The following is a 26,137-nucleotide window of genomic DNA, read 5'->3' as shown; positions in this document are numbered from 1 at the left end:
AGGGTCAGGCCGCCTTTTCCCCGGATTTGCAGGGCTTTCGACGGTTGACGCCATGCCGTGGTCATGTTGACGCGGCCCCCACCAGCAGCATACCCATGGACTGCTGGGGCAAGCTCAAAAATCAAAACGGGGAACGTGGCAGCCCCACCAATCAAAGGGAGGAATGCATGGCAGGGCTTCTGGCTCTATCCAGGGTCATTGACCGTATCAACGAAGCGATCGGCAAGACCGTTTCATGGGCGATCCTGGTCGCCATTCTCGTCAGCGCGGGCAATGCGGTCGTCCGCAAGACATTCAACATGTCGTCGAACGCGTGGCTCGAACTGCAGTGGTATCTGTTCGGCGCGGCTTTCATGCTGGCTGCCGCCTATACGCTGAAACAGAACGAGCACATCCGCATCGACATCGTCTACGGCCTGTTCTCACGTAGGGTGCAGCACTGGATCGACCTGCTGGGCCATCTCCTTTTCCTGATGCCGTTTGTCATCCTGATGATCTTCTACTTCGTTCCATATGTCGGCCTGTCCTATCGCTCGGGCGAGATGTCGGCGAGCGCCGGCGGTCTGATCCTGTGGCCGGCCAAGGCGCTGCTGCTGGTCGGCTTCATCCAGCTATTCTTCCAGGGCATCTCCGAGATCATCAAGAAGATCGCCATCATGCGCGGCGACATGGAGGACCCCACCCCCTTCATCTCGGCGCATGAGGCCGCCGAGATCGAAGGCAAGGCGCTGGCCGACGAGGTGCGCCCATGATGGAGTTCATCGCCCAGAACATGGCGCCGATCATGTTCTTCTCGCTCATCGTCTTCATGCTTGTGGGCTATCCGGTGGCATTCTCTCTGGCTGCCAATGGCTTGCTGTTCTTCTTCATCGGCGTCGAACTCGCCCCCTATTCGAACAACTCCATTACCCTCGACTGGCCGCTGCTCTATGCACTGCCTGATCGTTTCTGGGGCGTGATGGCGAACGAAACGCTGCTGGCGATCCCGTTCTTCACCTTCATGGGCATCGTGCTCGAACGCTCCGGCATGGCCGAGGATCTGCTCGACACCATCGGCCAGCTTTTCGGTCCGATCCGCGGCGGCCTCGCCTATGCCGTGATCTTCGTCGGCGCGCTGCTTGCGGCGACCACCGGCGTGGTGGCGGCTTCGGTCATCGCCATGGGGCTGATCTCTCTGCCGATCATGCTGCGCTACGGCTATGACCGCAGGGTTGCTTCCGGCGTCATCGCCGCATCCGGCACGCTGGCCCAGATCATTCCGCCCTCGCTCGTGCTCATTGTGCTCGCCGACCAGCTCGGCCGCTCGGTCGGCGATATGTACAAGGGCGCGCTGATCCCCGGCCTTGTGCTGACCGGGCTCTACATGGGCTACATCTTCCTGATGTCGATCATCCGGCCGAAATCGATGCCGGCCCTGCCGCTTGAGGCCCGCACGCTCGGCCACGGCGTAACCTCGCTGTTTGCAGCACTGCTGCTCGCCGCGGTGATTGCCTATGCCGCGCATGTCTACCTGTCGCCGACACATGGCGCCAACGCCGATATCCTCGGCGCCTGTGTCGGCATCATCGTCATCTACATCGCAGCGATCGCCGACCGTGGCCTCAAGATCAACATGATGTCGCGGCTGGCCCAGCAGGTCATCATCGTGCTGATCCCGCCGCTGGCGCTGATCTTCCTGGTGCTCGGCACCATCTTCCTCGGCATCGCCACGCCGACCGAAGGCGGCGCGATGGGATCGGTCGGCGCCTTGATCATGGCCGCCGCGAAAGGTCGGCTCTCATTCGACGTGATCCGCCAGGCGCTGGCTTCGACGACAAGACTGTCGTCCTTCGTCATCTTCATCCTGATCGGCGCCCGCGTCTTCTCGCTGACCTTCTACGGCGTCAACGGCCACCTCTGGGTCGAACACCTGCTGGTGTCGCTGCCCGGCGGCGAGGTCGGTTTCCTGATCGCCGTCAACATCCTGGTCTTCCTGCTGGCCTTCTTCCTCGACTTCTTCGAGCTGGCCTTCATCATCGTGCCGCTGCTGGCGCCCGCCGCCGACAAGCTCGGTATCGACCTGATCTGGTTCGGCGTGCTCCTGGGCGTCAACATGCAGACCAGTTTCATGCATCCGCCCTTCGGCTTCGCGCTTTTCTACCTGCGCTCGGTCGCGGCCCGCGTGCCCTATCTCGACCGCATCACCGGCAAGAACATCCAGCCGGTGACCACAGGCCAGATCTACTGGGGTGCGGTGCCGTTCGTCTGCATCCAGATCATCATGATCGGCCTGACCATCGCCTTCCCGCAAATGGTGATGCACTACAAGGGCAAGGTCGTCGATCCGTCGACGATCGAGATCAAGATGCCGGACATGCCCGGTCTCGGCGGCGGCCTTGGCCTGCCTCCGCTCGGTGCTCCGGCGGCCCCCGGCACGGCTCCCGCCCAGCCAGCGCCCGCCAACGATCTGACGAAGCCGCCAAGCTTCAACTGACGCAAGTCGAACGCGAAAAAGGGCACCGCAAGGCGCCCTTTTTTCATAGGCCTGAGAGAGGCCCGACGAGCGAGCTGGCTCCGTCCGGCAAACAAAAACCCCGGGGCGCGAGCCCCGGGGTTTTCTTTGGCATCGTTCAGATGAGATCAGAGCTTGCCGTTGCGCTGCTGGATCATCATGAAGGTATCGTAGTTGTATTCAGCGACCTGGGCCCACAGATAGTGGTCCTTGCGGAAGTCCTTGATAGAATCCCAGATCTTCTTGAACTGTGGATTGCCGGCTTCCATCTCCGCATAGACCTCGTTCGACTTGTCGGAGCAGGCCTGCAGGATTTCCGGGCTGAATGGACGCAGCTGCGCACCGTTGGCAACCAGGCTCTTGATCGCGGTCGGATTCAGACGGTCGTACTTCTGCAGCATGTTCGCGTCGGTCGCCTGGGCGGCCGTGCGCAGCAGCGACTTGTAGGCCGGGGTCAGCTCTTCGAACTTCGCCTTGTTGAACATGAAGTGGACGGTCGGACCGCCTTCCCACCAGCCTGGATAGTAGTAGTACGGCGCGACCTTGTGGAAGCCGAGCTTCTCGTCGTCATACGGACCGACCCACTCGGCGGCGTCGATGGTGCCCTTCTCGAGAGCCGGGTAGATGTCGCCACCGGCGAGCTGCTGCGGAACAACGCCCAGTCGTTCGAGAACCTTGCCGGCGAAGCCACCAACGCGGAACTTCAGGCCCTGCAAGTCGGCAACCGTGTTGATCTCCTTGCGGAACCAGCCGCCCATCTGGACGCCTGTGTTGCCGCCCGGCAGGCCGTAGAGCCCCTGGGTGCCGAGGAACTCGTTGAAGATGTCGATGCCGCCGCCATGATAGTGCCAGGCGTTCATTCCGCGAGCGTTGAGTGAGAACGGAACTGCCGCGCCTAGTGCCCACGTGGGGTCCTTGCCCCAGTAGTAATATGCCACCGTATGGGAGGCTTCGACCGTACCCGCCGCAGCGGCGTCGGCAGCCTGCAGGCCCGGAACGATTTCACCAGCTGCGAAGGGCTGAATGGTGAAGTTGCCGTCGGTCGCTTCGGACAGGTACTTCGACAGGGTCTCCGCGCCGCCGTAGATGGTGTCGAGCGACTTCGGGAACGACGAAGCAAGACGCCAGGTGATCTTCGGATTGGACTGAGCAATAGCTGGCGCTGCAAGCGTCGCGGCAGCCGCGGCCGCACCGACGCCGGTCGTTCCGGCCTTCCTGATAAATGAACGGCGATCCATCAAAATCCTCCCATGCTGGACCGAAAGAAACATATGTGACGCTGGGGAATTTATCGGACTCCCACGACTGACGCCGCCCGCGACAATACACGGCGAGGGAAGCGAGTAAAGCGCACGAAACCGGGCTTTCGGGACTGGGTGGCGGAATTCGCGCATCTCGCGCGGGCATCTAAAACTATAGTCTAAGCCCAGCGCCGGATGCACGCCTGATATGCAAACTTGTGTTGGAAATGCGCCTTCGGATCGCCTATTTTGCAAGCAATTGAACACGCTGCTCCCGGTAAGGATTTGATCTCCATCATGCGTCAGCCGCTCGTCGCCGTCTCGACCGATGTTCGCCAGTTCGAGAACTACACCTGGCATGCGGCGCCCCAGCAGTATCTGGAGGCGGCGATTGCCGGCGCGGGCGTATTTCCGCTTCTGGTGCCGTCCTTCGGCGACCGGCTCGACCTCGATGAGCTGTTGTCATCGGTCGATGGCGTGATGTTGACCGGTTCGAAGTCGAATGTCGATCCGACGCTCTATGGCGAGGAAGCGACCGAAGCCAACGGCCCCTACGACCCGGCCCGCGATGCAACGACCATGCCGCTGATCCGCAAGGCCATCGAGCGCGGCGTGCCGCTGCTTGCCATCTGCCGCGGTATCCAGGAAATGAACGTCGCGCTCGGCGGCAGCCTCGCCACCGAGATACAGGAGCGCGAGGGCTCGATGGATCACCGGGCGCCGGTCAGCGACATCCAGGACGAGCGCTTCGCCATCCGCCAGGCCGTCACCATCAAGCCGGGCAGCTGCCTGGCCGGCGTGTTTGGGGCGGGTGACATCCAGGTCAATTCGGTCCACCGTCAGGCGGTCGACCGTCTCGGGCCAAAGCTGCAGGTCGAGGCGGTTGCGTTCGATGGCACGGTCGAGGCGGTGTCGGTCCGCGACTCCCGCGCCTTCGCCGTGGGCGTCCAGTGGCACCCCGAATACTGGGTCAGTTCGGACGACGTCTCGCAGCGCATCTTCAAGGCCTTCGGCGACGCCGTGCGCGCCCATGCCGCCGCCAGGCACGCCGCGCGGACCGCGGCCGAGTAGCCAACCACCGCCTTGCGGCCGTGCCTCGCCCCTGTCGGGGGCCTCTGCCCGGTCCTCAGGGATTGACCAGCCGCCACATCTTGTTGAACGGGAACGCATAGACGAGGTTGTTTTCGTTGCCGCCAAAGACCAGGCCGCAGGCAACGACATCGGCACCGCTGGTCCGGCACAGCAAGGCCCCGGAATGGCCCGGTCGCGCAACACCTTGCGTCATCTGGAGTTGCCAGAACTCGGCATATGGCACCTCGACGCCATCGACGTCGATCAGCATCGGTCCGACCACGCGCTCGGGAAACATGCAGGCGAAACGCCGCCCCTCGACCCGATACCAGTATTCGTGCGTGGCGAGCGTGCCTATTCCCTCCATGCTGTCGACGTCATTGTCCATGTCGAGGATCATGAAGTCGTCGACCTCGAACCTCGGATCGACTGCAATCACCGCGACGTCATGCGTGGTGACGCGGTTAGGCTGCAGCGGCGACGCATTGACCACCGTGCCGAACCTGTAGAACTGGCCGTCGATGCGGTTGAGCACGTCGACCGGGCCGGCGACGCCACCCCTCGGCACATCCACCACGACATGGGCGTTGGTCAGCAGAAACTTGGCACCATTGCGCGTGTAGCTGATTGCGCCAACGCCTTTCCGGCCGAAGGACCTGATGATGTGGCCCGAGCGCAGCCCGAAAGCCCGGGGCACACCGGTAAGCTCGACGACGTCGGTCGGCACGAATGCGACCGAGCCGCCGTCAAACGACAGCCCACCAAGCCGTTCCGGAAGCGCATCGCCCGCGGGCACATCCTGCTTGCGGTCGACATAGAATTTCAACGCCTTTTCGGAAGACCTTTTGCCATCCCTGGCCTTGTAGCCGACCGTCATGTAGCGGATGTTCGGCATCGCCATCAGCGCATCGAACTGCGCCAGCCCGGCCCGTCGGATGTCCCACACCGTCGGTGCGTAGGCTCGCTGCCTGGCCATGTCCAGCCTGCCTAGTTCACGCGGATGGGTTCGCCGGTCCCGCCCCCGCTCCCCGGCACGTCTGGTGGGACGACAACAGGCGCACTTGCTGGAACTTTCATCAGCGTCTTGTCCGAGACCAGCGGCCGCAAGCCGGCAATGTTGCCGTTGTCATCAAACACGAAGTCGTAGATGCCGAAGCGATCTCCGGTCCCGCCCCCCCTGTCGGCAAAGGCCTTCCCGCCGCCGCCCGCTTTCGTTGCTTCCTCGACAAGCTTGATCAGCGCCAAGGCGACGGCGGTGGTATCCTGGTTGCTCTTGATGCTGGCCAGGAACCCGTTCTGGAACGTGGCCTCGAAATCATGTTTGGCGAGGAAGGTGCTGAATTTCAGAGCATAGGGCCGACTGTAGTTCGGCACCATCATCAGGCTGACTTCCGCCCCGCTGACGACCAGCAGCGGCTTCACTTCGTAGATGCGAATACCTGCCACCGGCGAGTTCGGCTTGACGGGAACGGCGCTAACATTGGCGCAGCCCGGCAACGCCAGGAGCAGACAGAAACCGATGGTGCTTGCGTGAGTTCCCCTCATGCTGCGATCCCCCAATCGCGATTTGGGGTCTCACATTAGTCCAACATCACCACAACTTCAAGATGCATATATAGCGTGAATACAATTGATAATTGTATTCACGCTATGGCGAATCCCGGCCCTGTGTCGGGAACGGTCATGTCCGCTCCTTGGGCTTTCCGGTCGACTGCCGCACGTGCAGTTCCGGCTTGATCAACTCCTGCGACGGCCGAACCGACTGGCCATTGAGCTTGTCGAGCAGCGCGCTGGCGGCGCGCCGGCCGACTTCGCGCTGGCCGTTCCAGACCGTGGTCAGCGCCGGCGTCGCGATCTGGGCTTCCTCGAGATCGTCATAGCCTGTGACCGACACGTCGATGCCCGGCACGAGGCCGGCGCGGGCGATGCCGTTCATCAGGCCGATGGCAACGAGATCGTTCCAGCAGCACGCAGCCGTCGGCTTGTCCTTCAGCGCCAGGAACTGCCCGGCCGCCTCGAAACCGCCCTGCTTGGTGCGTGGCCCGGCAATGCGCCAGGACGGCAGCACTTCGAGGCCGGCGGCTTCCATGGCGTTGAGGTAGCCCTGATAGCGGTGACGCCCGGTCGACGTCTGGTCGGTGCCGCCGATCATGGCAATACGCTTGTGACCGAGCGAAATCAGGTGATTGGTCGCGAGCGCGGTGCCATAGGCATCGTCCCCGCGAAACACAGGAACTTCCGCCCCTTCGACCGAACGGGCGATCAGCACCGCGGGCAGGCCGTTTTCCTCGGCCATGACGATATCCTCGGCCGGCGTTCCGATGGCCGGAGACATGATCACGCCATCGGCCCCGAGCTGCAAAAGCGTGTCGACGAACGTGCGCTGCTTTTCGAGATCGTCATAGTGGTTGGACAGGATGAACGTCTGCCGGCTGCGGTCGAGCTCGCTCTCGATCGAGCGCAGGATCTCGGCATAGAACGGGTTCATGATGTCGTGCACGACGACGCCGACAATGCCCGACCGCGACGTGCGCAGGCTGGCGGCGCGGCGGTTGTAGATGTAGCCGATTTCGCGGGCATGCTGCTTGATGCGATCACGCGTCACGTCGGCAACAAGGGGACTGTCGCGCAGCGCGAGCGACACCGTGGCGGTCGAAACGCCGAGCGCGTCGGCAATCGTCGAAAGCTTGATCTTCTGAGCCAGCGGGGCCCTCCATCCGCAAGCGTGAACGGGCGGTCATTTAAACCGTTTAAAGCCCTATGCCATTGTTCAACGGCAAATCAAAGCTTTTTTGCCAGTTCCTCGGCCTCGGCGTTGAGGGCGGCACGGTGCCTGACGCGCAGCGTGTGCTCGCGATGGATGATGTACAGCCCGCTGGCGACGATGATCGCGCCACCTGCAAGCGTCCATTTGTCCGGCAACTGGCCAAAGACGAGCCAGCCCAGGATGATCATCCAGACGAGTTGCAGATAGGGATATGGCGCGAGCGCGGTTGCAGTGGCGCGCTGGTAGGCCTTGATCAGCAGCCAATGGCCGAAGCCACCGAAAAAGCCGAGCCCGAGCAGTATCATCCAGTCATACCAGTGAGCCGGCAAGGAGCCGGTGAGCGGCACTGCCGGCAGCATGAAAATTGCCGGCACCACGGCCGAGTACAGGATCAGGCTTTCGGCCGTTTCACTGCCGCCCATCTTGCGGGTCATGATCGTGTACAGCGACGAACTCAGCATCGCGCAGATCGAAAAGACATAGCCGATGCCGAAGCCGCCGAAGCCCGGACGGGTGATGACCACCACGCCGATGAAGCCGATGCCGACGGCAAGCCAGCGCCGCCACCCCGCCCACTCACCCAGCAACGGTCCGGCCAGCGCGGTGATGACCATCGGACTGGCAAAATTGATCGACACGGTCTCGGCGAGCTGCAGCGTCTGCAGCGCCATGAAGTTGAAGATCGTCGAGCCAAACATGAAGACCGCCCGCAGGATCTGCATCTTCAGGTTCTTGGCCACCAGCGTCTCGGGCCGCTGCCACGCCTTGAAAATGAGCAGCACCAGCACCGCGTGCATGGCGAAGCGCACCCAGGTGACGAAGGGCGCTGCCATGCCGGAGGTAACAAGATGCTTGGCACTGGCGTCGAGGGCCGAAAAGAACAGCCCGGAGCCAAATATCAGCAAGATCGCCGAAGACGGCGTTGCGGTTTCTGCTGGTCTTGGGGAAGTCACGCTGGCAAGCCGGGAAAATTCAAGGTCAGTGCGGGTAATGCGCCAATCCCTGGCACCCGGCAAGGCGAAACTCGTGGTCCAGATGGTTTTCTAGTGCAGGGCCGCAAAATCTCAGCCCGCAACGCGGGCTGGGCTCCCATTCACTATTCGGCGGCCTCGGCTTCCAGCTCCGGCTCCGCGTCGCTCACGCCGTCGACTTCGGCGGCGGCCTCTTCGTCGGTAAGCGCGAGATTTGAGAGATTTGATTCAATCCGCAGCAAAAGCTTGGAAAGCTGCTTCACGTCCTTCTTGTCGAAGCCCTTCAGCGCTTGCTTTTCAGTCTTCTTCACCGATTTTTCGATAGCGCGAATGGCGTCGTGGCCGGCCTCAGTCAGGAAGATGTGAGCCTGTCGCGCGTCGGTCGATGACGCTCGCTTTTCCAGGAAGCCCTGCGCCTGTAGTCGATTGATGGTCTTGGTGATGGTCGGCGGGCGAACGCCGAGGCGCGAGGCCAGCTGGCCGGGCGTCTGGCCGTCGTCATCATGCAGCGACAGCATGATCTGGTCCTGGCCGGCATAAAAGCCGTGGGCAAGCAGCCGCGAGGCGAGCGACGTGCGCGCAAGTCGTGCCACCTGATGGAGCCGGCTTATCGCCGCGCCTTTGTTCGACTTGGACATCCGCATCTCCTGCGCCACGCCCCGCACCGTAATGGCCGAGAATAGTTTCCGCGCGGCCTTTGGCAATGACCTCAGCGAGCGATAGTTGCCATCTCGTTTTGCCGGCAACGTTCTCCCGCGACGGCGTCTTGCCAGACGGATGTTACAGTTCGATGACAAAAGCATTTCGCCGGCAAATTGCCGGCAAGATCAACCTTCGCGGTTCACCGCGATGATCATCCGCGCTTCGTAGGCGGCGTCGATCTGGCGCACGGTGCTCTGCACGCTTTGTCCTGCCCGGCGCAGGATACCGTCATCGGCATTCATCGTGTCGCGTTGTCCGCCGCGCTGGTTGTAGGGTGCCTTGGTCGAGAAGATCTGCTCGCTGAGATCGTCGGGGAAGAACATCTGCCCGGTCATTTCAGAGCCTTCCCTGGGGAAGGCCTTGAAGTGTATGTGGGTGGTGCGGCCACGATACCAGCCGGGATAAATGGTCTGGAAGGCAACTATGCCGGCCTTGTCCGCCAGCTGCCACCCGCGCAGGAACTTCTGGCCCGTGGTGTCGACGTCGCGACCGTCGCCCTGGCCGGGGTATCCCGAATAGTGACCCGTCGCGTCACAGTGCCAGAGATCGACGCGCGAGCCCTCGATCGGATTGCACGCTTCATCGACTATCTGCAGGCGCACGGTGAGGCCGACGCCTTCGCGACCCTCGGTGATCTCGCTGCGCTCGAGCTCCGGATCGAAATAATAGGGGCCTTCGGTGGTCTCCGGCGTGATCGAGCAGACGCCGGCTTCCGGCAGCAGCAGTGAGGTCGATTGCGACGAGGCCTGCTGTGCGAACAGTTGAACCGGCACAAGCGCACTGCCACCTGCCGTCACCGCGATCAGTCCAAGCGCCCGGCGGCGGCTGAACCTGGTGTCGAATGAGCCTTTTGGCATCGGTCTCTGTCTCCGCGAAATGGGGTCGGCAAGCCCCTTGCCTGGCCATCAATCTAGGTGCGGTTCGGCCGCCGTCCCAATGAAACTTCCGTAATGTACGCAACGTGCAGCAGTGATGCCGTTTGAGACGTGCAAAAGGTTCGCTCGCATCCTATATGGAGCCTCTATCCGATCCCGAGGACGACCATGACCGAAGCCCAGACCCAAATCCCCGTCACCGTGCTGACCGGCTATCTCGGTTCCGGCAAGACGACGCTGCTCAACCGCATCCTGTCGGAAAACCATGGCAAGCGTTATGCGGTCATCGTCAACGAATTCGGCGAGATCGGCATCGACAACGACCTGATCGTGGAATCCGACGAGGAAATCTACGAGATGAACAATGGCTGCGTCTGCTGCACCGTCCGCGGTGACCTGATCCGCGTGGTGGAAGGCCTGATGCGCCGCCCCGGCCGTTTCGACGCCATCGTCGTCGAGACCACCGGCCTTGCCGACCCGGTGCCGGTTGCCCAGACCTTCTTCATGGACGACGACGTGCGTTCCAAGACCAAGCTCGACGCGGTCGTTGCCCTTGTCGACGCCAAGCACCTGCCGCTGCGCCTCAAGGATTCCCGCGAAGCCGAGGACCAGATCGCCTTCGCCGACGTCGTCGTGCTGAACAAGACCGATCTGGTGAATGCGGACGAGTTGCGCGACGTCGAGGCCGCCATCCGCGCCATCAACCCGTCGGCGAAGATCCACCGCACCACCCGCGCCGGCGTGGCGCTCGATCAGGTGCTCGACCGCGGCGCCTTCGACCTGAAGCGCGTGCTGGCCGACGATCCGCATTTCCTCGACGCCCGTGATCACGACCACGACCACGATCATGAATGCGGCCCGAACTGCGACCACGACCACCATCATCACCACCACGATCATGACCACCATGATCACGACCACCACGAACATGGCGCGGTGTCGCCGATCCATGACGTGACGGTGCAGTCGGTTTCGCTGCGCGGCGGCGAGATGGATTCCAAGAAGTTCTTCCCCTGGATCGAAAAGATCACCCAGATGGAAGGCCCCAACATCCTGCGCCTCAAGGGCATCATCGCCATCAAGGACGATCCGGACCGCTACGTCATCCAGGGCGTGCACATGATCATCGAGGGCGACCACCAGCGTGCCTGGAAGGACGACGAAAAGCACGAAAGCCGGCTGGTGTTCATCGGCCGCGAGCTCGACGCCGAGCGCCTGAAGCGCAGCTTCGAGGCGTGCCAGGCGGCGTGACAGCGCCAGTATTCACCGAATACCCTGCCCCTCATCCGCCTGCCGGCACCTTCTCCCCGTGACGACGGGGAGAAGGAAGATGGCCGCAACGCCGATGCTCCCCTCGCCCCGTTTACGGGGAGAGGGTAAGGGTGAGGGGCAGCTGAAATTTCGAATGGAATAGTCTTTATGCCTACAGTCGCCCCGTTTGATCTCGAAGGCCATTGCATCGCGGCCGCCTTCCTCGACGACATTCCCTTCTTCGCGCTTGCCGACGGCATGGTGCACTGGCTCGACCATGGCCAGAAGTCGGTGAAGCTGCATGACGGGCTGCTGTCGGCGACGACGACGGCGAACAACGACCTCATGATCTCGGGCGGCGAGGACGGCAAGGTGATGACGCTGACTTCGGCTGGCGTCACTGCCGAGCTGGCGAGCGTCGGCAAGAAGTGGGTGACCTCTGTCGCCTCAGGCCCGCAGGGTGCCGTCGCCTTTGCCAGCGGGCGCAACGCCTGGGTCCGCTTTGCCGATGGCAAGACCAAGGAATTCGCCCATCCGCGCTCGGTCGAGGGCATCGCCTTTTCGCCCAAGGGCATGCGCATCGGCGTCGCCCGCTACAATGGCGCGACGCTGCATTTCCCCGCCGCCGACGGCACGCCGACCGAGTTGCAATGGGATGGCGCGCATACAGGCATCACTTTTTCGCCTGATGGCGCGTTCCTCGTCACCACGATGCAGGAGAACGCCCTGCACGGCTGGAAGCTGGTCGACGCCAAGCACATGCGCATGACCGGTTATCCCGCCAAGGTGAAGAGCCTGTCATGGAGCGCCAAGGGCAAATGGCTGGCAAGCTCGGGCGCCCCCGCCGCCATCGTCTGGCCATTCAGCGGCAAGGACGGCCCGATGGGCAAGGCTCCGCTCGAACTCGGCACTAGGGGCAATTCGATGGTGACGTCAGTCTGCTGTCACCCGAGCGAAGACATCGTCGCGATCGGCTACGACGACGGCATGGTCATCGCCGTGCGTTTCGCCGACGCCAAGGAGGTGCTGTTGCGCCGCCCCGGCAAGGGCGCCATCACCTCGATGGCGTGGGACAAGGAAGAACGCCGCCTCGCTTTCGGCAGCGCCGCCGGCGACTGCGGCGTTATCGACATCGCCGGCTAGCTCAATTTCAGAAAGACTGCGAAGCGGCCAGGATCAGCCGACCCGCACCATTCGCGACGTCTTGCGCCGAAGCGCCAGGCCGTCGCGCATGTTGAGCGACAGCAGCGCTATGTTGACGGCACCCGCCGCAAGCTCCAGCGCCTGCACGGCAAAAAAGGCCGCGTCGAAGCGGCCGTCTTCGGCCCAGCCGGCCAGCACATAGGCCGAGGGCAGCAGCGCCAGCAGGCCGTTGGCGCTGAAGACGCGTTTCCAAGAACGGGACTATTCGACCATGCAAACGGCGCGACCGGTGAAGTTGTAGGTCTTGCCTTCGCCGCCGCTGGCGTCGGTCATGTCGAACACGGTAACCGAATACTGGCCGACATAGTCGCCCTCGTCGCCCGACCTGGTCCTGACGGTGACCTCGACATAGCCGTGCGGCTTGTCGCCTTCGCGCTCGCGGTAGACGACCATGCGAAGCTCTTCGCCATCGAGCCAGTACTGGGCAAGATGAATGCGTTCAAAGCTCACCTTGCGCAGATCTTGCGAAATCGCCTTGTCGGATATCTCGATGTCGCCCCGAAAGTCGAAAACCGGACTGCCCATTCCGCGCGTGACGCCGCTCTCGATGGTGAGTTTCACCGCCTCATCCTTGGCACCGCATGAGAGCCCGCCAGAGGCAACGGCCGGGCCCGCTGCAAGCAGGATCGACATAACAGTCATCATAGCACGCATTGGCCAACACCCCCAAAGCACGCTGGTATGATCGGCAATGAACTGCCCGCGATCAAGTGCGTGAGCCAAGCGACGCCAGACGCCCGGCCAATTGCCGTTTTGCCTGCTCGCTGGCTAGAGTGGCACCCTTCTGTCCAATGGGAGCAATGATGAACCGCATCGAACGACCCGAAGCCACCGAAGACGGCGTGAAGCTGTCGCGCATAGCGGAGCTTGCAGCGACGGAGGCGGAAATCTTCATCAAGGCGCGGCCGAAATCGCAAGCGGCACTCGGCAACGGCATGGCGGGCTTCTTCAACGGCGTTCCGATGCACTGGATGAAGGACTGGCCGACGCCCTTTCCGATCCTCGTCGACAAGGCGAGCGGTGCCACCATCACCGACGTCGACGGCAACCGGCTTGCCGATTTCTGCCTCGGCGACACCGGCTCGATGTTCGGCCATTCGCCGGCGCCCGTTGCCCGCGCCATCCGCAGGCAGGCGAGCCGCGGCCTGACCTACATGCTGCCGTCGGAGGACGCGATCACGCTCGGCCTGCTGCTCGCCAAGCGCTTCGGCCTGCCGCACTGGCAGATCGCCACCACGGCGACCGACGCCAACCGCTTTGCCCTGCGCGTCGCCCGCGCCGTCACCGGGCGCGACAAGATCCTGGTCTTCAACGGCTGCTATCACGGCGCCGTCGACGAGACGATGGTGCGGCTCGACGACGGCAAGCCGATCAACCGTCCCGGCCTTGCCGGCGAGTTCCGCGACCTCACCGCCCGCACCCGCATCGTCGAGTTCAACGACCTGCCGGCGCTGGAGAAGGCGTTGAGCCATGGCGACGTCGCCTGCGTCATATCAGAGCCGGTGCTGACCAACTCCTGCATGGTGCTGCCCGAGCCCGGCTTCCTCGAAGGCGTGCGCGCGCTCACCCGCAAGGCCGGCACGCTGCTTTTGATCGACGAGACGCATACGATCTCGACCGGCCCGGGCGGCTATACGAAAAAGCACAAGCTCGACCCCGACCTGTTCGTGCTCGGCAAGCCTGTCGCCGGCGGCGTGCCGGCGAGTGTCTGGGGCATGAGCGAAGAGCTCGCCGCCCGCTACAGCGCCTACAATGCCACCAAGGAGCCGGGCTATTCCGGCATGGGCACGACGCTGTCGGCCAATCCGCTGCAATTCGCAGCGATGCGGGCCACGCTCGAAGAGGTCATGACCGAGGAAAATTACGCCCACATGGAGGCGCTGGCCGAGCGGTTGGCAACCGGCCTCGACAAGGCGATCCGAAAACGCAAACTGCCCTGGCACGTGATGCGCGTCGGCGCCCGCGTCGAATTCATCTGCGCGCCCGGACCGCTGCGCAATGGCGGCGAGGCCGAGCACGCGCATGCCTCGCGGCTGGAGGCCGCCGTGCATGTGGCGCTGGTCAATCGCGGCGTGCTGATCGCGCCGTTCCACAACATGATGCTGGTCTCGCCGGCCACCTCGGCGCGGCAGGTCGACAGGCTGGTTGCGGCCTTCGGCGATATTGCCGCCCGCCTTGTGGCGTGAGACAAGGCACAAGGACAATTGAGTACGATCATGACATCTCCTTCCGGCTCGACCATCGACGAGGCCAGAGCCTTCCTCGACGCCAACCCCGACGTCGAAGCCTTCGACATCGTGCTGACGGACGCCAATGGCGTCGGCCGCGGCAAGATCATCCGCCGCCACGAATTGATGGGGCTCTACGAAGGCGGCCGTCACTTGCCCATCTCCATCCTCGGTCTCGACATCACGGGCGAGGACGTGCACGAAACCGGCCTGATCTGGGATTCCGGCGATGGCGACCTCAGGGCCTGGCCAATCCCCGGCACGTTGAAGCCGATGCATGCGACAAGCCCGGCGCGCGGCCAGTTGCTGATGTCGATGTACCATCTCGACGGCGCGCCGATGACCTCGGACCCGAGGCTCGCATTGCAGCGACAGGTCGACAAGCTGGCTAATAAAGGCCTGCATCCGGCAGGCGCCTTCGAACTCGAATTCTTCCTGCTGTCCAACGAGCGCGACGGCGACGGCAAGGTGCAGCCGGCGCGTGCGGTGCTCGACGGCCGCGCCTCGGGCAAGACCGAGGTCTATTCGGTCGACCATCTGCACGGCATGGAGCCGCTGTTTTCCGACATCTATGCCGCGGCCAAGCTGCAGGGCATTCCGGCGGAAACCGTTATCTCGGAATACGCGCCGGGCCAGTACGAACTCACCCTGCGCTACCGCAAGGACGTGATGCAGGCCGCCGACGATCTTATCATGCTGAAGCGCATCGTGCGCATGCAGGCCCGCCGCCACGGCGTGACCGCCTGCTTCATGGCAAAGCCGATCGAAAAATATGCCGGCTCGGGCATGCATTTCCACGCCTCGCTGCTCGACAACAACGGCAGCAACGTCTTCACCGAAGCCAAGGAAGGCGAGTGGCAGCCACTGCTGCTCAACGCGATCGGCGGTCTTGCCGCGACGATGGCGGAATCGATGCTGGTGTTTGCCCCGCATGCCAACTCCTGGCGCCGCTTCGTGTCGCAGTCTTATGCGCCGGTGGCCCCGACCTGGGGCGTCAACAACCGCTCGGTGGCGCTGCGCGTGCCGGCGGGCGACGCCAGGAACCGCCGCATCGAGCATCGCCCTTCGGGCGTCGACGCCAACCCCTATCTGGTCGCCGCGACCATCCTCGCCGGCATCTCCAAGGGGCTCGACGAACAGCTCGACCCAGGTCCTGAGACGTCGGGCAACGGCTATGAGCAGGCCGAAGGCACCTCAAGCGTGATGCCGCCGGACTGGCGCACCGCGATCGAGGCGGCGAAGGCGTCGGAATTCCTGCGCGAGGCGCTGGGGCACGATTTGCACCGCACCTTCACGGCGATCAAGGAAGCCGAATATTTTCGCGTCGCCCGCACGGTGAGCGAGTTGGACTACCACCTCTACCTGCACGAGGTGTGAGGGGCTCTCTTCAGCCCCCTCACCCGGCCGCTACGCGGCCACCCTCTCCCCGTTGGGGAGAGGGGACTGTTGCCGTCGCCGCCACCTTTCAAGGAAACGTCGCAGGTTCGCGCAAACGCTGACGACCTCCTCGCCCCAACGGGGAGAGGTCGGCCGAGCGAAGCGGAGGCCGGGTGAGGGGGTAACCGGCCGCAGCTACCGCACCAGTATCGCCCTAAGGTCATTCACATTCGTTCCGGTCGGCCCCGGCACGAACAGGTCGCCGACGGAGTTGAACGCCGTCCAGGCGTTGTTGCCGGCAAGCATCGCCTTGGCGTCAACGCTCGCGGCGTGCATCCGCGCCACGGTCGAGCCGTCGGCGAAGGCGCCCGCATTGTCTTCCGAGCCGTCGATGCCGTCAGTGTCGGCGGCGAGCGCGTCGATGCCCGCAAGACCGTCGATGCCGATGGCGAAGGCAAGCAGGAATTCGCTGTTGCGGCCGCCCTTGCCCTTGGCGCGCAGCGTAACCGTCGTCTCGCCACCCGAAAGGATCAGCACCGGCTTGTTGAACGGCCGGTTGCGGGTCGCGACCTCGCGGGCGATGGCCGCATGCACGCCGCCGACCTCGCGCGCCTCGCCTTCGATGGCGTCGGACAAGATGACAGTCTCCACGCCCTGCTTTCGCGCCGCTTCGGCGGCGGCGTCGAGCGATACGGCGGCCGAGGCGATGACATGCACCTCGTTGCGGGCAAAGCGCGGGTCGGACGGCTGCGGCGCATCGGCGGCTGCCGAGTTGATATGCGCCATGACATTGGCCGGCAGCGCGATGCGATAGGTCTCGATCAGCCTGAGTGCATCCGCGCGCGAGGCCTCGTCAGGCACCGTGGGACCCGAAGCGACCAGCGCCGGGTTGTCGCCGGGGATGTCCGACACGACAAGCGAGACAACGCGCGCCGGCCAGGCAGCGGCGGCGAGCCTGCCGCCCTTGATGCCGGAGATGTGCTTGCGGATGGTGTTCATCGCCGAGATCGGCGCGCCCGAGGCGAGCAGCGCCTCGTTGACGGCGATCTCGTCGGCTAGCGTCAGGCTGCCGGCCGGCGACGGCAGCAACGCCGAGCCGCCTCCAGAGACCAGCGCCACGACGAGGTCGTCCTCTGTCAGGCCCGACACCGTCTGGAGCAAAAGCTTCGCCGCCTCGAGGCCGTTGGCGTCGGGCACCGGATGCGACGCCTCGACGATCCTGATGCGCTCGCAAGGTGCGGCAAAGCCGTAGCGGGTGACAACGACGCCTTCGAGCGGACCATCCCAGGCTCTTTCCAAGGCCGCGGCCATCTGGGCCGAGCCCTTGCCGGCGCCGATGACGATCGTCCGCCCCTTGGGTTTTTCCGGCAGATGGCGGCGGATGGTGAGTTCCGGATCGGCGGCGGCGACCGCTGCCTCGAAGATGCTGGTGAGAAACTGCTTCGGGTCGCTCGTGGCCATCGGGACTCTCACTATCAGCCGCTTCGTCTGTTCATGTCGCGCTGCCCCTCTTCCCCCTGCCGGGACCTTCTCCCCGTGAAGTACGGGGAGAAGGGACAAGCGGCTACGTCGACGCCCCCTCTCCCCGTTCTTCACGGGGAGAGGGTAAGGGTGAGGGGCAGCGCCGCGTTCAAATCATGCAGGCCCGAGCGCGAGCTCCTGCCTGGAGATGCCGAGATGGTCGGCGATCGCCGCCACGACCACCTCATGGTCCTGTCGCTCCGGCAGACCGGAAACGGCGATGGCGCCGATGACACCGACGCCCTTGACCCTGATCGGAAAACCGCCGCCGGCAAGCACGTAGTCCTCGATCGGCAGCGCCTCTCCGACCGCAAAGGTGCGGTCCTCGCGCGCCTTGGTCAGCACCATGCGATAGGTGCTCCGGTGGAACACCTTGACCACATTGATCTTGCGCCGCGCCCACTCGGTGTTGCCGCATGTCGAGCCTGGCAGCGCGCAGTAAAACAGCGTCCGATCCCAAAGCCGGATATCGACGACAATGGGCAGCTTCTCGGCGACGCCACGCTCGCGAATGGCAGCGCCTATGTCGAAGGCCGTCGCCTCGTCGAAACCGTCGAACACCAGCCGGGCCTCCTGCTCGGCGATCTTCTTCACATCATCGGTTGTTGCCATCGCCCGCTCCTCCTTCAGACCAGAGGTCACATGGCAGACGCGGACCAATGACGCAAGGTCAGGCTGCCTGATCCATCGATGTCTTGGCCGGACGGCCCGCGACATAGACCTCGACCACGGCGCGGTCGTCGCCCAGCGTCTGCAGCAGGAACAACTCCTCGGCCAGCGTGCCGACGCGCTCCATCCTCAGCCGCATGCCCGGCGTCGCGCGCGAATTGAGCACGACGATGTCGGCATCGGTGCCGACATCGAGCGTGCCGACCTTGTCGGAGATCGACAGCGCCTCGGCATTGCCGCGCGTCAGCTGCCAGTAGGAGGCCAGCGGGTTCAGCTTCTCGCCATTGAGCGCGATGACCTTGTAGCCCTCGTCCATGGTGCGCAGCATCGAATAATTGGTGCCGCCGCCAACGTCGGTTGCGGTAGCGATGCGCAGCGGCTTCTCGCGCCGGCGGTAGCGGTGATAGTCGAACAGGCCCGAGCCGAGGAACAGGTTGGAAGTCGGGCAGAACACGGCAATCGAGCCGTGGTCGGAGAGTGCATCGGACTCGCGCTCGCCGAGATGAATGCAGTGGCCGAGCAGCGTGCGCTGCCCCAGCAGTCCGTAGTGCTCGTAGATGTCGGTGTAGTCGCGCGACCAGGGGTAGAGCTCCTGGGTAAAGGCGATCTCGGCATGGTTCTCTGACAGGTGCGTCTGGATGTGCAGGTTCGGATGCTCCTTCGCCAGTTGGCCGGCCATCTCCATCTGCTCGGGCGAGGACGTGATCGCAAAGCGCGGCGTGATCGCATAATGCTGGCGGCCCTTGCCATGCCAATCGGCAATCAGCGCCTTGGTGTCGTCGTAGCTCGCCTGCGGCGTGTCGAGCACGCCCTCGGGCGCATTGCGGTCCATCATCACCTTGCCGGCGATGTTGAGCATGTTGCGGTCGTGGGACTCGGCAAAGAACGCTTCGGCCGACTGCTTGTGGACCGAGCAATATGCAGCCACCGTCGTGGTGCCGTGGCGCACCATCTCGTCCAGGAACAGGCGCGCGATGCGGCGGCCGTGCTGGGCGTCGATGAACGTGGTCTCTTCCGGAAAGGTGTAGTTGTTCAGCCAGTCGAGCAGCTCGGCGCCATAGGAGGCGATGATCTGCATCTGCGGCACATGCACATGCGCGTCGATGAAGCCAGGCAGGATGAGATGCGGGCGGTGGTCGACGACCTGGACGTTGCCGCCGGCCTGGGCCGCAACCTGGGCGTAGCCGCCGACGGCGGCGATCTTGCCGTCGCGCATCAGCACCGCGCCGTCTTCTTCATAGGCATAGGCGGCATGGTCGTCGGCACTGTCGGGCCAGCGCAGGAACGATAGCGTGCGGCCGCGGAGAAGAGTTGTGGTCATGGCAATCCAGCTTTCATGTCGGGCCAGCTTTCATTTCGGGCCAGTTTCGGCGCGGCCAGCCATCAGGTCTGCGAACGGCGGACAGCCGTCACGTCATTGCCCCAGACGTCTTGATCCTCAAATGTCTTGGGCCGTCAGTTCTTGCGCGCCTGCTCGTACCAGGCGACCAGCAGCGCCCGCTCTTCCGGCGTTATCTGGGTGACGTTGGCCGGCGGCATGGCATGGCTACGGCCGGCCTGCAGGTAGATCTCGCGCGCATGCAAGGCGATCGCGTTGTCGGTCTCCAGCACCACGCCCTTGGGCGCATGGTAGACGCCCTCGTAGGACGGTTCGTTGGCATGGCACATGGCGCAGCGGCCGAGCACCGTATCGCGCACCTTCGGGAACTGTGCCGAGGCGACGAAGGGCTGGGTGGTGACCGAGGCGTTCTTGTCCTCGCCGGTCAAGACCTTGGGCACGGTCGACAGCCACATGATGATGATGAACAGGATGGTCGCCGCCAGCCACGTCCACGTCGGATTGCCGGAACGCTTGTGGATCGAGTTGAAATAATGGCGGATCAGCACGCCGATGATGAAGATCAGCGAGGCGATGACCCAGTTGAACTGGGTGCCGAAGGCCAGCGGGTAGTGGTTCGACAGCATCAGGAACACGACCGGCAGGGTCAGGTAGTTGTTGTGCGTCGAGCGCGTCTTGGCGATCTTGCCGTATTTCGGGTCGGGCTGGCGGCCGGCAATGAGGTCGGCGACAACGATCTTCTGGTTGGGAATGATAGTCATGAAGACGTTGGCCGACATGATCGTCGCGGTAAACGCGCCAAGATGCAGGAAGGCGGCGCGGCCGGTGAACAGCTGCGTATAGCCCCAGCTCATGAACACCACGACGGCATAGAGGATGATCATCAGGAGCGTGTCGTGGTCGCCGAGCTTCGACTTGCACAAGAGGTCGTAGATCACCCAGCCGAGGCCGATCGAGGCGAGCGAAATGGCAATCGCCACCGGCGCCGACACATCGAGCACATTGCGGTCGATCAGGAACAGTTCGGCACCGCCGTAGTAGACAAGGCAAAGCAGCGCGAAGCCCGACAGCCAGGTGGCGTAGGACTCCCACTTGAACCAGGTCAGGTGCTCCGGCATCTGCGCCGGCGCGACCAGGTATTTCTGGATGTGATAGAAGCCGCCGCCATGGACCTGCCACTCCTCGCCATGCGCGCCGACGGGCATATTGGGGACCTTGCGCAGCCCGAGGTCGAGCGCGATGAAATAGAACGATGAGCCGATCCAGGCCATCGCGGTGATGACATGCAGCCACCGCACGGCGAAGCTCGCCCAATCCATGAAAAACGCCAAGTCGTACATCCGCCGTCCCTTTTCCGCAGCCCTGCAATCTTACGATGCCCTATGCCTCGCGGAAGAGGAAGGATTCGCGAGGACTTTCAAAAAAATCTGGAAAATACTAACGTAGCGCCGGCCGGCAGAAGCCGGCTATGGAACCACGGCACGCATGGCATATCTCGACAACATCGCTGTTTTTGTTCGCGTCGTGGAACTCGGCAATCTTTCCGCCGCGGGCCGCGACATGCGCATTTCACCTGCTGTTGCCTCCAACAGGATCAAGGAACTGGAAAAGCACCTTGGCGTGCGCCTGTTCAACCGCACGACCCGCCAACTGATGCCGACAGAGCACGGCAATGTCTTCTACTCCGGCGCCAAGCAGGTGCTGGAAGCGATCACCGAAGCCGAAGCTGCGGTATCCGCCCTCTCCGGCCAGCCGCGCGGCACCATCCGCGTCACCGCGCCCCTCGGCCTCGGACGGCGCCTGGTCGCGTCGGGAATCCCTGAGTTCCATGACAAGTACCCTGATATCGAGGTACGGCTCAGGCTCTCCGACCACAATGTGGATATCCTGAAGGAAGGCCTCGACGTCGCCTTCCGGCTCGGCGTCATCGAGGATTCGAGTCTCAGGATGCGCGGCATCATGGACTGCGAGCGCGTGCTGGTAGCCTCGCCGAAATATCTGGAAAAGCGTGGCGAACCGCAGAGCCCGAGCGAACTCGTCGGCAAGAAGCACGACTGCCTGATGCTGCGCTATCCCGGCTCGCGCGAATTCTACTGGACGCTCGAAACGCCCACGGGACCGGCCAAGTTCGAGGTGCATGGCCCCTTCGATTCGGACGACGGCGACGTGCTGACCGGCTGGGCGCTGGCCGGCCGCGGCATCATCAACAAGCCACGCTTCGAGGTCGAGCCCTTCATCCGCGACCAGCGGCTGAAGGTAATCCTGACTTCGGCGCCGCCGACGCCGGTTCAGTTCGCTGCCGTGTACCCGCACAAGAAGCTGCAGGACCCCAAGGTCAGGCTGCTGCTCGACTTCATGGCCGACCGCTGCCAGCGGCTGATCAAGGACATCCTGGCCGGCAAATAAGGCGGAGCCTAAGTGATGGGGCTGCTAGGCCGACCAGCCTCGGCCTCGTCGTAGACGCCGAGTAATTGCAGGCCCCCTACCTTGCCGTCGTCGCACGCAACGCTACTGTTGCTTGACGCCTCGTCGCAGCCTGGAACGGAAACCAGATGCGAGCGTTGTTGGCCGGGCAAGTCGCCCGCACGACGGCACCTCAAGATTTCGGAAAAAGGATCAGCCGATGACATCCCACCCGACGCGCAATGACGTCAAATCCAACGCCAAGAAGGTTTCGATCGAGCTTCTCAATGCGCGTCTTGCGGACGCAATCGATCTCGCGCTGCTGTCCAAGCAGGCGCATTGGAACGTGAAGGGCCCGCACTTCATTGCCATCCATGAGATGCTCGATGGCTTCCGCAAGGACCTGGACGAGCACGTCGACATCATCGCGGAGCGCGTCGCCCAGCTGGGCGGAACCGCACTCGGCACCTCGCAGGTCGTCGTCGAGGCCAGCAAGTTGAAGCCCTATCCCACCGATATCGCCAAGACCAAGGACCATATCGCCGCGCTGATCGACCGCTATGCCGATGCGGCGAAAAGCGTGCGCTCGGCCATCGACGAGACGGGCGAGGCAGGCGACGCCGACACGGCGGACATCTTCACCGCCTATTCGCGCGCGCTCGACAAGTCGCTGTGGTTCCTCGAAGCCCACATCCAGGATAGCGAATAGCAGCCAGCCGGACTTAGGCCGGTCACTTTGCCCGGAAAGCCAGCGCGGTCATGATCTCGGCTGCGGCAAGCGCGGCAATGACGGCGGGACGCTTGTCTTTGACGGCGTCGCCGCCGATCGGGCAGACGAGCCGTGCGAAATCTTCCTCGCTGCCATCGGCGGTCTTGAGGAACCAGCTCCTGAACGTCGCCTTCTTGGTCCTGGAGCCGATCATGCCAACATAACAGGTGTCGTCGCGTTTCAAGGCCTCGGCGACGATCAGGAAGTCGAGCGCATGGTCATGGGTCAGCACGACGAAGGCCGAGCCTGCCGGCGCTTCGCGTACCATCTCCTCGGGGACCGGGGTCAGCCTGACATCGAGGTCCCCGGGCATGCCTTCGAGCGCATCGGCGCGGGTCTCGATGATGACGACATTGAGCGGCAAAAGCGCGAAGGCCGACGCCAGCGCGTGGCCGACATGGCCGCCGCCGAAGACATAGACATGCGGACGCGCAGCGTCGGACGCCTCGGCCGAGGCCAGCAGATCGGCGCGCATCGCCTCGTCGACACTCCTGACGGCGACCTCGACCCGTCCGCCGCAGCACTGGCCGATCTCCGGCCCGAGCGGAATGTCGAGGGTGATCGCCCCACCCTCCCCCTTGTGGGGAGGGTCGGCGCGCAGCGCCGGGGTGAGGGTAACAACTACCTGTGACCCGGCCTCACCCCCACCCCGCTCCGCTTCGCGGATCGACCCTCCCCACAAGGGGGAGGGTGTAGACCCCTTCAGCATCGCCCGCGCCGTGTCGATTGCCATGAATTCAAGCTGGCCGCCGCCGATAGTGCCGAAAATGCGCTCAGGCGACACCAGCATCCACGCGCCTTTTTCGCGCGGGGTGGAACCCTTGGCCTCGGTCACCTCGACCAGCGCCACCGAAGGCGCTGCGTCAAGGAAGGCCCGCAGGCTCTTGGCGGTCGTGCTCACTTTGCCTGGGCCGCCTCGGCCCGGAGGCGTTCGATCGCCATCAGTACCCGCTCGGGCGTGGCCGGGGCGTCGAGACGCGGGCAGATCTTGTGGTCGGCGACGCTTGCCACCGCGTCCGACAGTGCGTGCAGCACCGACATGCCATGGGGCAGCGGCGGTTCGCCCACCGCCTTCGAGCGATGGATCGTCGGCTCGTAGGCCTCGGACCAGTCGGTCAGCGCGACATTGAAGATCTTGGGCCGGTCGGAAGCGAGCGGGATCTTGTAGGTCGACGGCGCGTGCGTGCGCAGCCGGCCCTTGCCGTCCCACCACAGCTCTTCCGTGGTCAGCCAGCCCATGCCCTGGATGAAGCCACCCTCGACCTGGCCGATGTCGATGGCCCGGTTCAGCGAGCGGCCGGTGTCGTGCAGTATGTCGGCGCGCTCGACGACATATTCGCCGGTCAGCACGTCGACCGAAACCTCCGAACAGGCCGCGCCATAGGCGAAATAATAGAAGGCGTGGCCCCTGCCCTTGGCGCGATCCCAGTGGATCTTCGGCGTCTTGTAGAAGCCGGCCGCCGACAGCTGGATGCGGTTGAGATAGGCCTGCTTGACCAGATCGTTAAAGCTGATCTCCTGGTTGCCGACGCGCACGCGGTTGGGCAGGAACACCACCTGGTCAGTCGGCACCTGATACTTGTCGGCGGCGAAATCGGTCAGCCGCTTGCGTATCTGACGCGCCGCATCCTGCGCCGCCATGCCGTTGAGGTCGGCGCCCGACGACGCTGCCGTCGGCGCCGTGTTCGGCACCTTGGCGGTGGTGGTTGCGGTGATCTTCACCCTTTCCAGGTCGATCTGGAACTCCTCGGCCACCACCTGCGCCACCTTGAGGTGCAGTCCCTGGCCCATCTCGGTGCCGCCATGGTTCATGTGCACCGAGCCGTCGGCATAGACATGCACCAGAGCGCCGGCCTGGTTGGACTCGGTCTTGGTGAACGAGATGCCGAACTTGACCGGTGTCAGCGCCATGCCGCGCTTGACGAAGCGGCTGTTGGCGTTGAACGCCGCGATCTCGCGCCGGCGCCGGGCGTATTGCGCGCTTTCCTCGAGTTCCGCGACAATGCGCTGGATGATGTTGTCCTCGACCTTCTGGTGATAGGGCGTGACATTGCGCGCACCGGCGGAACCGATCGGGTCGTAGAAGTTCAGCTTGCGGATTTCGAGCGAGTCTTTGCCGACGGCAAAGGCGACCTCATCGATGACGCGCTCGGCGCCGATCATGCCCTGCGGGCCACCGAAACCACGGAACGCCGTGTTGGAGACGGTGTTGGTGTAGAGCGGTGCCGACTTGGCATGCACGTTCGGATAGAAATAGGCGTTGTCGCAGTGGAACAGCGCGCGGTCGCCCACCGGTCCCGAGAGATCGGCCGAGAAGCCGGCATTGAGCGCGAACATGTAGTCGACGCCAAGGATGTTGCCCTCGTCGTCGAAGCCGACCTCGTAGTCGATGGCGAAGTCGTGGCGCTTGCCGGTGGCGGTCATGTCCTCGTCACGATCGAGCCGGACCTTGACGGCGCGCTTGTGCTTCTTCGCGGCAATGGCGGCAATCGCCGCGCACTGGTTGGCCTGGGTTTCCTTGCCGCCGAAACCGCCGCCCATGCGGCGTACCTCCACCGTTACCGCGTGGCTCGGCACGCCGAGCACATGCGAAACGAGATGCTGGGTTTCGCTCGGCCCCTGGGTCGAGCAATAGATGGTGACCTCGTCGTCTTCGCCGGGCACGGCAAGCGACACCTGGCCTTCGAGATAGAAATGGTCCTGGCCACCGAGCTTCATCCGCCCCTTCACCCGGCGCGGAGCTGCGGCGATCGCTGCCGCCGCGTCGCCGCGATTGAGCGTCAGCGGCGTCGTCACCTGCTTGTCTTTTTCGGTATCGAGATCCCAGATGCTGATGACGGCAGGCAGTTCTTCGTACTCGACCTTGGCCAGGCGGGCGGCACGGCGCGCCTGCTCGCGTGTCTCGGCCACGACCGCGAAGATCGGCTGGCCATGGAACTGCACCTTGCCTTCGGCAAGCACGGGGTCGTCATGCATGCCGCTCGGCGACACGTCGTTTTCGCCCGGCACGTCGGCATAGGTCAAAACGTCAACGACGCCTGGCGCTGCCCGCACAGCGGACAGGTCGACCGACTTCAGCGTGCCATGGGCGACGTTGGACAGGCCGAGCCCGACATGCAGCGTGCCCGCAGGCTCCGGCATGTCGTCGATGTAGACGGCCTCGCCGGCGACGTGCTTGTGCGCGGAATCATGGCGCTGATCGGTATGGACGCCGCCCGAAATCTTTTGGGCCTTGAGGTTCGGTTGGTGCTGGGTCATC

The 26,137-nt window shown here is 63.9% G+C and carries 24 protein-coding genes; 9 read left to right on the top strand and 15 right to left on the bottom strand.

Translation table 11 applies throughout. The features are described from left to right. The first annotated feature begins 167 nt into the window (after window positions 1-167). Window positions 168-752, top strand: a complete 585-nt coding sequence (locus PCJ21_RS21295) for a TRAP transporter small permease subunit (protein WP_269933445.1) — start codon at window positions 168-170, stop codon at window positions 750-752. Then, entirely contained in the window at window positions 749-2,473 is a 1,725-nt protein-coding gene (locus PCJ21_RS21290; RefSeq protein WP_269933444.1) for a TRAP transporter large permease, read from the top strand. The genes PCJ21_RS21295 and PCJ21_RS21290 overlap by 4 nt, the downstream gene beginning before the upstream one ends. 146 nt (window positions 2,474-2,619) lie before the next feature. Here PCJ21_RS21290 and PCJ21_RS21285 read toward each other — a convergent pair whose 3' ends face one another. Beyond that, window positions 2,620-3,729: a TRAP transporter substrate-binding protein gene (locus tag PCJ21_RS21285; RefSeq protein ID WP_269933443.1), complete on the bottom strand. Its 1,110-nt coding sequence runs from the start codon at window positions 3,727-3,729 to the stop codon at window positions 2,620-2,622. A gap of 300 nt (window positions 3,730-4,029) precedes the next feature. Between PCJ21_RS21285 and PCJ21_RS21280 the strand changes: the two genes are divergently transcribed. Further along, on the top strand, window positions 4,030-4,803 hold the full coding sequence (locus PCJ21_RS21280; protein ID WP_269933442.1) for a gamma-glutamyl-gamma-aminobutyrate hydrolase family protein: 774 nt from the start codon (window positions 4,030-4,032) through the stop codon (window positions 4,801-4,803). A gap of 55 nt (window positions 4,804-4,858) precedes the next feature. Here PCJ21_RS21280 and PCJ21_RS21275 read toward each other — a convergent pair whose 3' ends face one another. The 6 genes from PCJ21_RS21275 to PCJ21_RS21250 form a co-directional block, all read right to left on the bottom strand. After that, complete coding sequence (locus tag PCJ21_RS21275; protein WP_269933441.1) at window positions 4,859-5,779, bottom strand: hypothetical protein; 921 nt, start codon at window positions 5,777-5,779, stop codon at window positions 4,859-4,861. Between the two features lie 11 nt (window positions 5,780-5,790). Next, window positions 5,791-6,249 (bottom strand): hypothetical protein, encoded by a 459-nt coding sequence (locus PCJ21_RS21270; RefSeq protein WP_269933440.1) that lies wholly within the window; start codon window positions 6,247-6,249, stop codon window positions 5,791-5,793. 235 nt (window positions 6,250-6,484) lie between these two features. Beyond that, a complete protein-coding gene (locus PCJ21_RS21265) occupies window positions 6,485-7,507 on the bottom strand; it encodes a LacI family DNA-binding transcriptional regulator (RefSeq protein WP_269933458.1) in 1,023 nt (340 codons plus the stop codon). A gap of 77 nt (window positions 7,508-7,584) precedes the next feature. Next, a complete protein-coding gene (locus PCJ21_RS21260; RefSeq protein ID WP_269933457.1) occupies window positions 7,585-8,478 on the bottom strand; it encodes a DMT family transporter in 894 nt (297 codons plus the stop codon). Between the two features lie 188 nt (window positions 8,479-8,666). Beyond that, the gene (locus tag PCJ21_RS21255) at window positions 8,667-9,179 is read right to left on the bottom strand and encodes a MarR family winged helix-turn-helix transcriptional regulator (protein ID WP_269933439.1); all 513 of its coding nucleotides are present in this window, start codon (window positions 9,177-9,179) and stop codon (window positions 8,667-8,669) included. 189 nt (window positions 9,180-9,368) lie between these two features. Continuing rightward, window positions 9,369-10,100: an intradiol ring-cleavage dioxygenase gene (locus PCJ21_RS21250; RefSeq protein WP_269933438.1), complete on the bottom strand. Its 732-nt coding sequence runs from the start codon at window positions 10,098-10,100 to the stop codon at window positions 9,369-9,371. 186 nt (window positions 10,101-10,286) lie between these two features. Here PCJ21_RS21250 and PCJ21_RS21245 point away from each other — a divergent pair, with 186 nt between their 5' ends. Both PCJ21_RS21245 and PCJ21_RS21240 read left to right on the top strand, forming a co-directional pair. Continuing rightward, complete coding sequence (locus tag PCJ21_RS21245) at window positions 10,287-11,369, top strand: CobW family GTP-binding protein (protein WP_269933437.1); 1,083 nt, start codon at window positions 10,287-10,289, stop codon at window positions 11,367-11,369. A gap of 168 nt (window positions 11,370-11,537) precedes the next feature. Beyond that, window positions 11,538-12,512, top strand: coding sequence for a WD40 repeat domain-containing protein (locus PCJ21_RS21240; protein WP_269933436.1), 975 nt, complete (start codon window positions 11,538-11,540; stop codon window positions 12,510-12,512). 33 nt (window positions 12,513-12,545) lie between these two features. Here PCJ21_RS21240 and PCJ21_RS21235 read toward each other — a convergent pair whose 3' ends face one another. Next, complete coding sequence (locus PCJ21_RS21235) at window positions 12,546-12,710, bottom strand: hypothetical protein (protein ID WP_269933435.1); 165 nt, start codon at window positions 12,708-12,710, stop codon at window positions 12,546-12,548. Between the two features lie 63 nt (window positions 12,711-12,773). Then, window positions 12,774-13,133 carry a hypothetical protein gene (locus tag PCJ21_RS21230; protein WP_269933434.1) on the bottom strand — a complete coding sequence of 120 codons (360 nt, stop codon included), beginning with the start codon at window positions 13,131-13,133 and terminating at the stop codon, window positions 12,774-12,776. A gap of 239 nt (window positions 13,134-13,372) precedes the next feature. Between PCJ21_RS21230 and PCJ21_RS21225 the strand changes: the two genes are divergently transcribed. Together PCJ21_RS21225 and PCJ21_RS21220 are read left to right on the top strand one after the other, a co-directional pair. Continuing rightward, window positions 13,373-14,758 (top strand): aspartate aminotransferase family protein, encoded by a 1,386-nt coding sequence (locus PCJ21_RS21225; protein WP_442866055.1) that lies wholly within the window; start codon window positions 13,373-13,375, stop codon window positions 14,756-14,758. A 30-nt stretch (window positions 14,759-14,788) separates the two neighbouring features. Next, window positions 14,789-16,177 (top strand): glutamine synthetase family protein, encoded by a 1,389-nt coding sequence (locus tag PCJ21_RS21220; RefSeq protein ID WP_269933432.1) that lies wholly within the window; start codon window positions 14,789-14,791, stop codon window positions 16,175-16,177. A 195-nt stretch (window positions 16,178-16,372) separates the two neighbouring features. Here PCJ21_RS21220 and PCJ21_RS21215 read toward each other — a convergent pair whose 3' ends face one another. The 4 genes from PCJ21_RS21215 to PCJ21_RS21200 all read right to left on the bottom strand — a co-directional run bounded on the left by PCJ21_RS21215 (window position 16,373) and on the right by PCJ21_RS21200 (window position 21,046). Beyond that, complete coding sequence (locus PCJ21_RS21215; RefSeq protein ID WP_269933431.1) at window positions 16,373-17,638, bottom strand: glycerate kinase type-2 family protein; 1,266 nt, start codon at window positions 17,636-17,638, stop codon at window positions 16,373-16,375. Window positions 17,639-17,812: 174 nt separating this feature from the next. Beyond that, window positions 17,813-18,310 (bottom strand): heme-degrading domain-containing protein, encoded by a 498-nt coding sequence (locus PCJ21_RS21210; RefSeq protein ID WP_269933430.1) that lies wholly within the window; start codon window positions 18,308-18,310, stop codon window positions 17,813-17,815. Between the two features lie 58 nt (window positions 18,311-18,368). Then, entirely contained in the window at window positions 18,369-19,688 is a 1,320-nt protein-coding gene (gene guaD / locus PCJ21_RS21205; RefSeq protein ID WP_269933429.1) for a guanine deaminase, read from the bottom strand. Between the two features lie 134 nt (window positions 19,689-19,822). Continuing rightward, window positions 19,823-21,046, bottom strand: a complete 1,224-nt coding sequence (locus tag PCJ21_RS21200; protein ID WP_269933428.1) for a urate hydroxylase PuuD — start codon at window positions 21,044-21,046, stop codon at window positions 19,823-19,825. Window positions 21,047-21,191: 145 nt separating this feature from the next. Here PCJ21_RS21200 and PCJ21_RS21195 point away from each other — a divergent pair, with 145 nt between their 5' ends. Further along, window positions 21,192-22,112 (top strand): LysR family transcriptional regulator, encoded by a 921-nt coding sequence (locus PCJ21_RS21195; RefSeq protein WP_269933427.1) that lies wholly within the window; start codon window positions 21,192-21,194, stop codon window positions 22,110-22,112. A gap of 217 nt (window positions 22,113-22,329) precedes the next feature. Further along, window positions 22,330-22,818, top strand: coding sequence for a DNA starvation/stationary phase protection protein Dps (gene dps, locus PCJ21_RS21190; RefSeq protein WP_269933426.1), 489 nt, complete (start codon window positions 22,330-22,332; stop codon window positions 22,816-22,818). A gap of 22 nt (window positions 22,819-22,840) precedes the next feature. Here dps and xdhC read toward each other — a convergent pair whose 3' ends face one another. Beyond that, window positions 22,841-23,779 carry a xanthine dehydrogenase accessory protein XdhC gene (gene xdhC / locus PCJ21_RS21185; RefSeq protein WP_269933425.1) on the bottom strand — a complete coding sequence of 313 codons (939 nt, stop codon included), beginning with the start codon at window positions 23,777-23,779 and terminating at the stop codon, window positions 22,841-22,843. Then, window positions 23,776-26,136, bottom strand: a complete 2,361-nt coding sequence (xdhB, locus tag PCJ21_RS21180; protein ID WP_269933424.1) for a xanthine dehydrogenase molybdopterin binding subunit — start codon at window positions 26,134-26,136, stop codon at window positions 23,776-23,778. The genes xdhC and xdhB overlap by 4 nt, the downstream gene beginning before the upstream one ends. Window position 26,137: the final 1 nt, after the last annotated feature.

Source organism: Aminobacter sp. HY435, assembly GCF_027568395.1.
Taxonomy (GTDB): domain Bacteria; phylum Pseudomonadota; class Alphaproteobacteria; order Rhizobiales; family Rhizobiaceae; genus Aminobacter.
This window is presented reverse-complemented; position numbering and strand designations above follow the sequence as displayed.

Bases quoted from the DNA above. Each gene is read 5' to 3' on its own strand.
- PCJ21_RS21295 (WP_269933445.1), top strand. From the start codon at position 168: ATGGCAGGGCTTCTGGCTCTATCCAGGGTCATTGACCGTATCAACGAA.
- PCJ21_RS21290 (WP_269933444.1), top strand. From the start codon at position 749: ATGATGGAGTTCATCGCCCAGAACATGGCGCCGATCATGTTCTTCTCG.
- PCJ21_RS21285 (WP_269933443.1), bottom strand. From the start codon at position 3,729: ATGGATCGCCGTTCATTTATCAGGAAGGCCGGAACGACCGGCGTCGGT.
- PCJ21_RS21280 (WP_269933442.1), top strand. From the start codon at position 4,030: ATGCGTCAGCCGCTCGTCGCCGTCTCGACCGATGTTCGCCAGTTCGAG.
- PCJ21_RS21275 (WP_269933441.1), bottom strand. From the start codon at position 5,779: ATGGCCAGGCAGCGAGCCTACGCACCGACGGTGTGGGACATCCGACGG.
- PCJ21_RS21255 (WP_269933439.1), bottom strand. From the start codon at position 9,179: ATGTCCAAGTCGAACAAAGGCGCGGCGATAAGCCGGCTCCATCAGGTG.
- PCJ21_RS21250 (WP_269933438.1), bottom strand. From the start codon at position 10,100: ATGCCAAAAGGCTCATTCGACACCAGGTTCAGCCGCCGCCGGGCGCTT.
- PCJ21_RS21245 (WP_269933437.1), top strand. From the start codon at position 10,287: ATGACCGAAGCCCAGACCCAAATCCCCGTCACCGTGCTGACCGGCTAT.
- PCJ21_RS21240 (WP_269933436.1), top strand. From the start codon at position 11,538: ATGCCTACAGTCGCCCCGTTTGATCTCGAAGGCCATTGCATCGCGGCC.
- PCJ21_RS21225 (WP_442866055.1), top strand. From the start codon at position 13,373: ATGATGAACCGCATCGAACGACCCGAAGCCACCGAAGACGGCGTGAAG.
- PCJ21_RS21220 (WP_269933432.1), top strand. From the start codon at position 14,789: ATGACATCTCCTTCCGGCTCGACCATCGACGAGGCCAGAGCCTTCCTC.
- PCJ21_RS21215 (WP_269933431.1), bottom strand. From the start codon at position 17,638: ATGGCCACGAGCGACCCGAAGCAGTTTCTCACCAGCATCTTCGAGGCA.
- PCJ21_RS21210 (WP_269933430.1), bottom strand. From the start codon at position 18,310: ATGGCAACAACCGATGATGTGAAGAAGATCGCCGAGCAGGAGGCCCGG.
- guaD (WP_269933429.1), bottom strand. From the start codon at position 19,688: ATGACCACAACTCTTCTCCGCGGCCGCACGCTATCGTTCCTGCGCTGG.
- PCJ21_RS21200 (WP_269933428.1), bottom strand. From the start codon at position 21,046: ATGTACGACTTGGCGTTTTTCATGGATTGGGCGAGCTTCGCCGTGCGG.
- PCJ21_RS21195 (WP_269933427.1), top strand. From the start codon at position 21,192: ATGGCATATCTCGACAACATCGCTGTTTTTGTTCGCGTCGTGGAACTC.
- dps (WP_269933426.1), top strand. From the start codon at position 22,330: ATGACATCCCACCCGACGCGCAATGACGTCAAATCCAACGCCAAGAAG.
- xdhB (WP_269933424.1), bottom strand. From the start codon at position 26,136: ATGACCCAGCACCAACCGAACCTCAAGGCCCAAAAGATTTCGGGCGGC.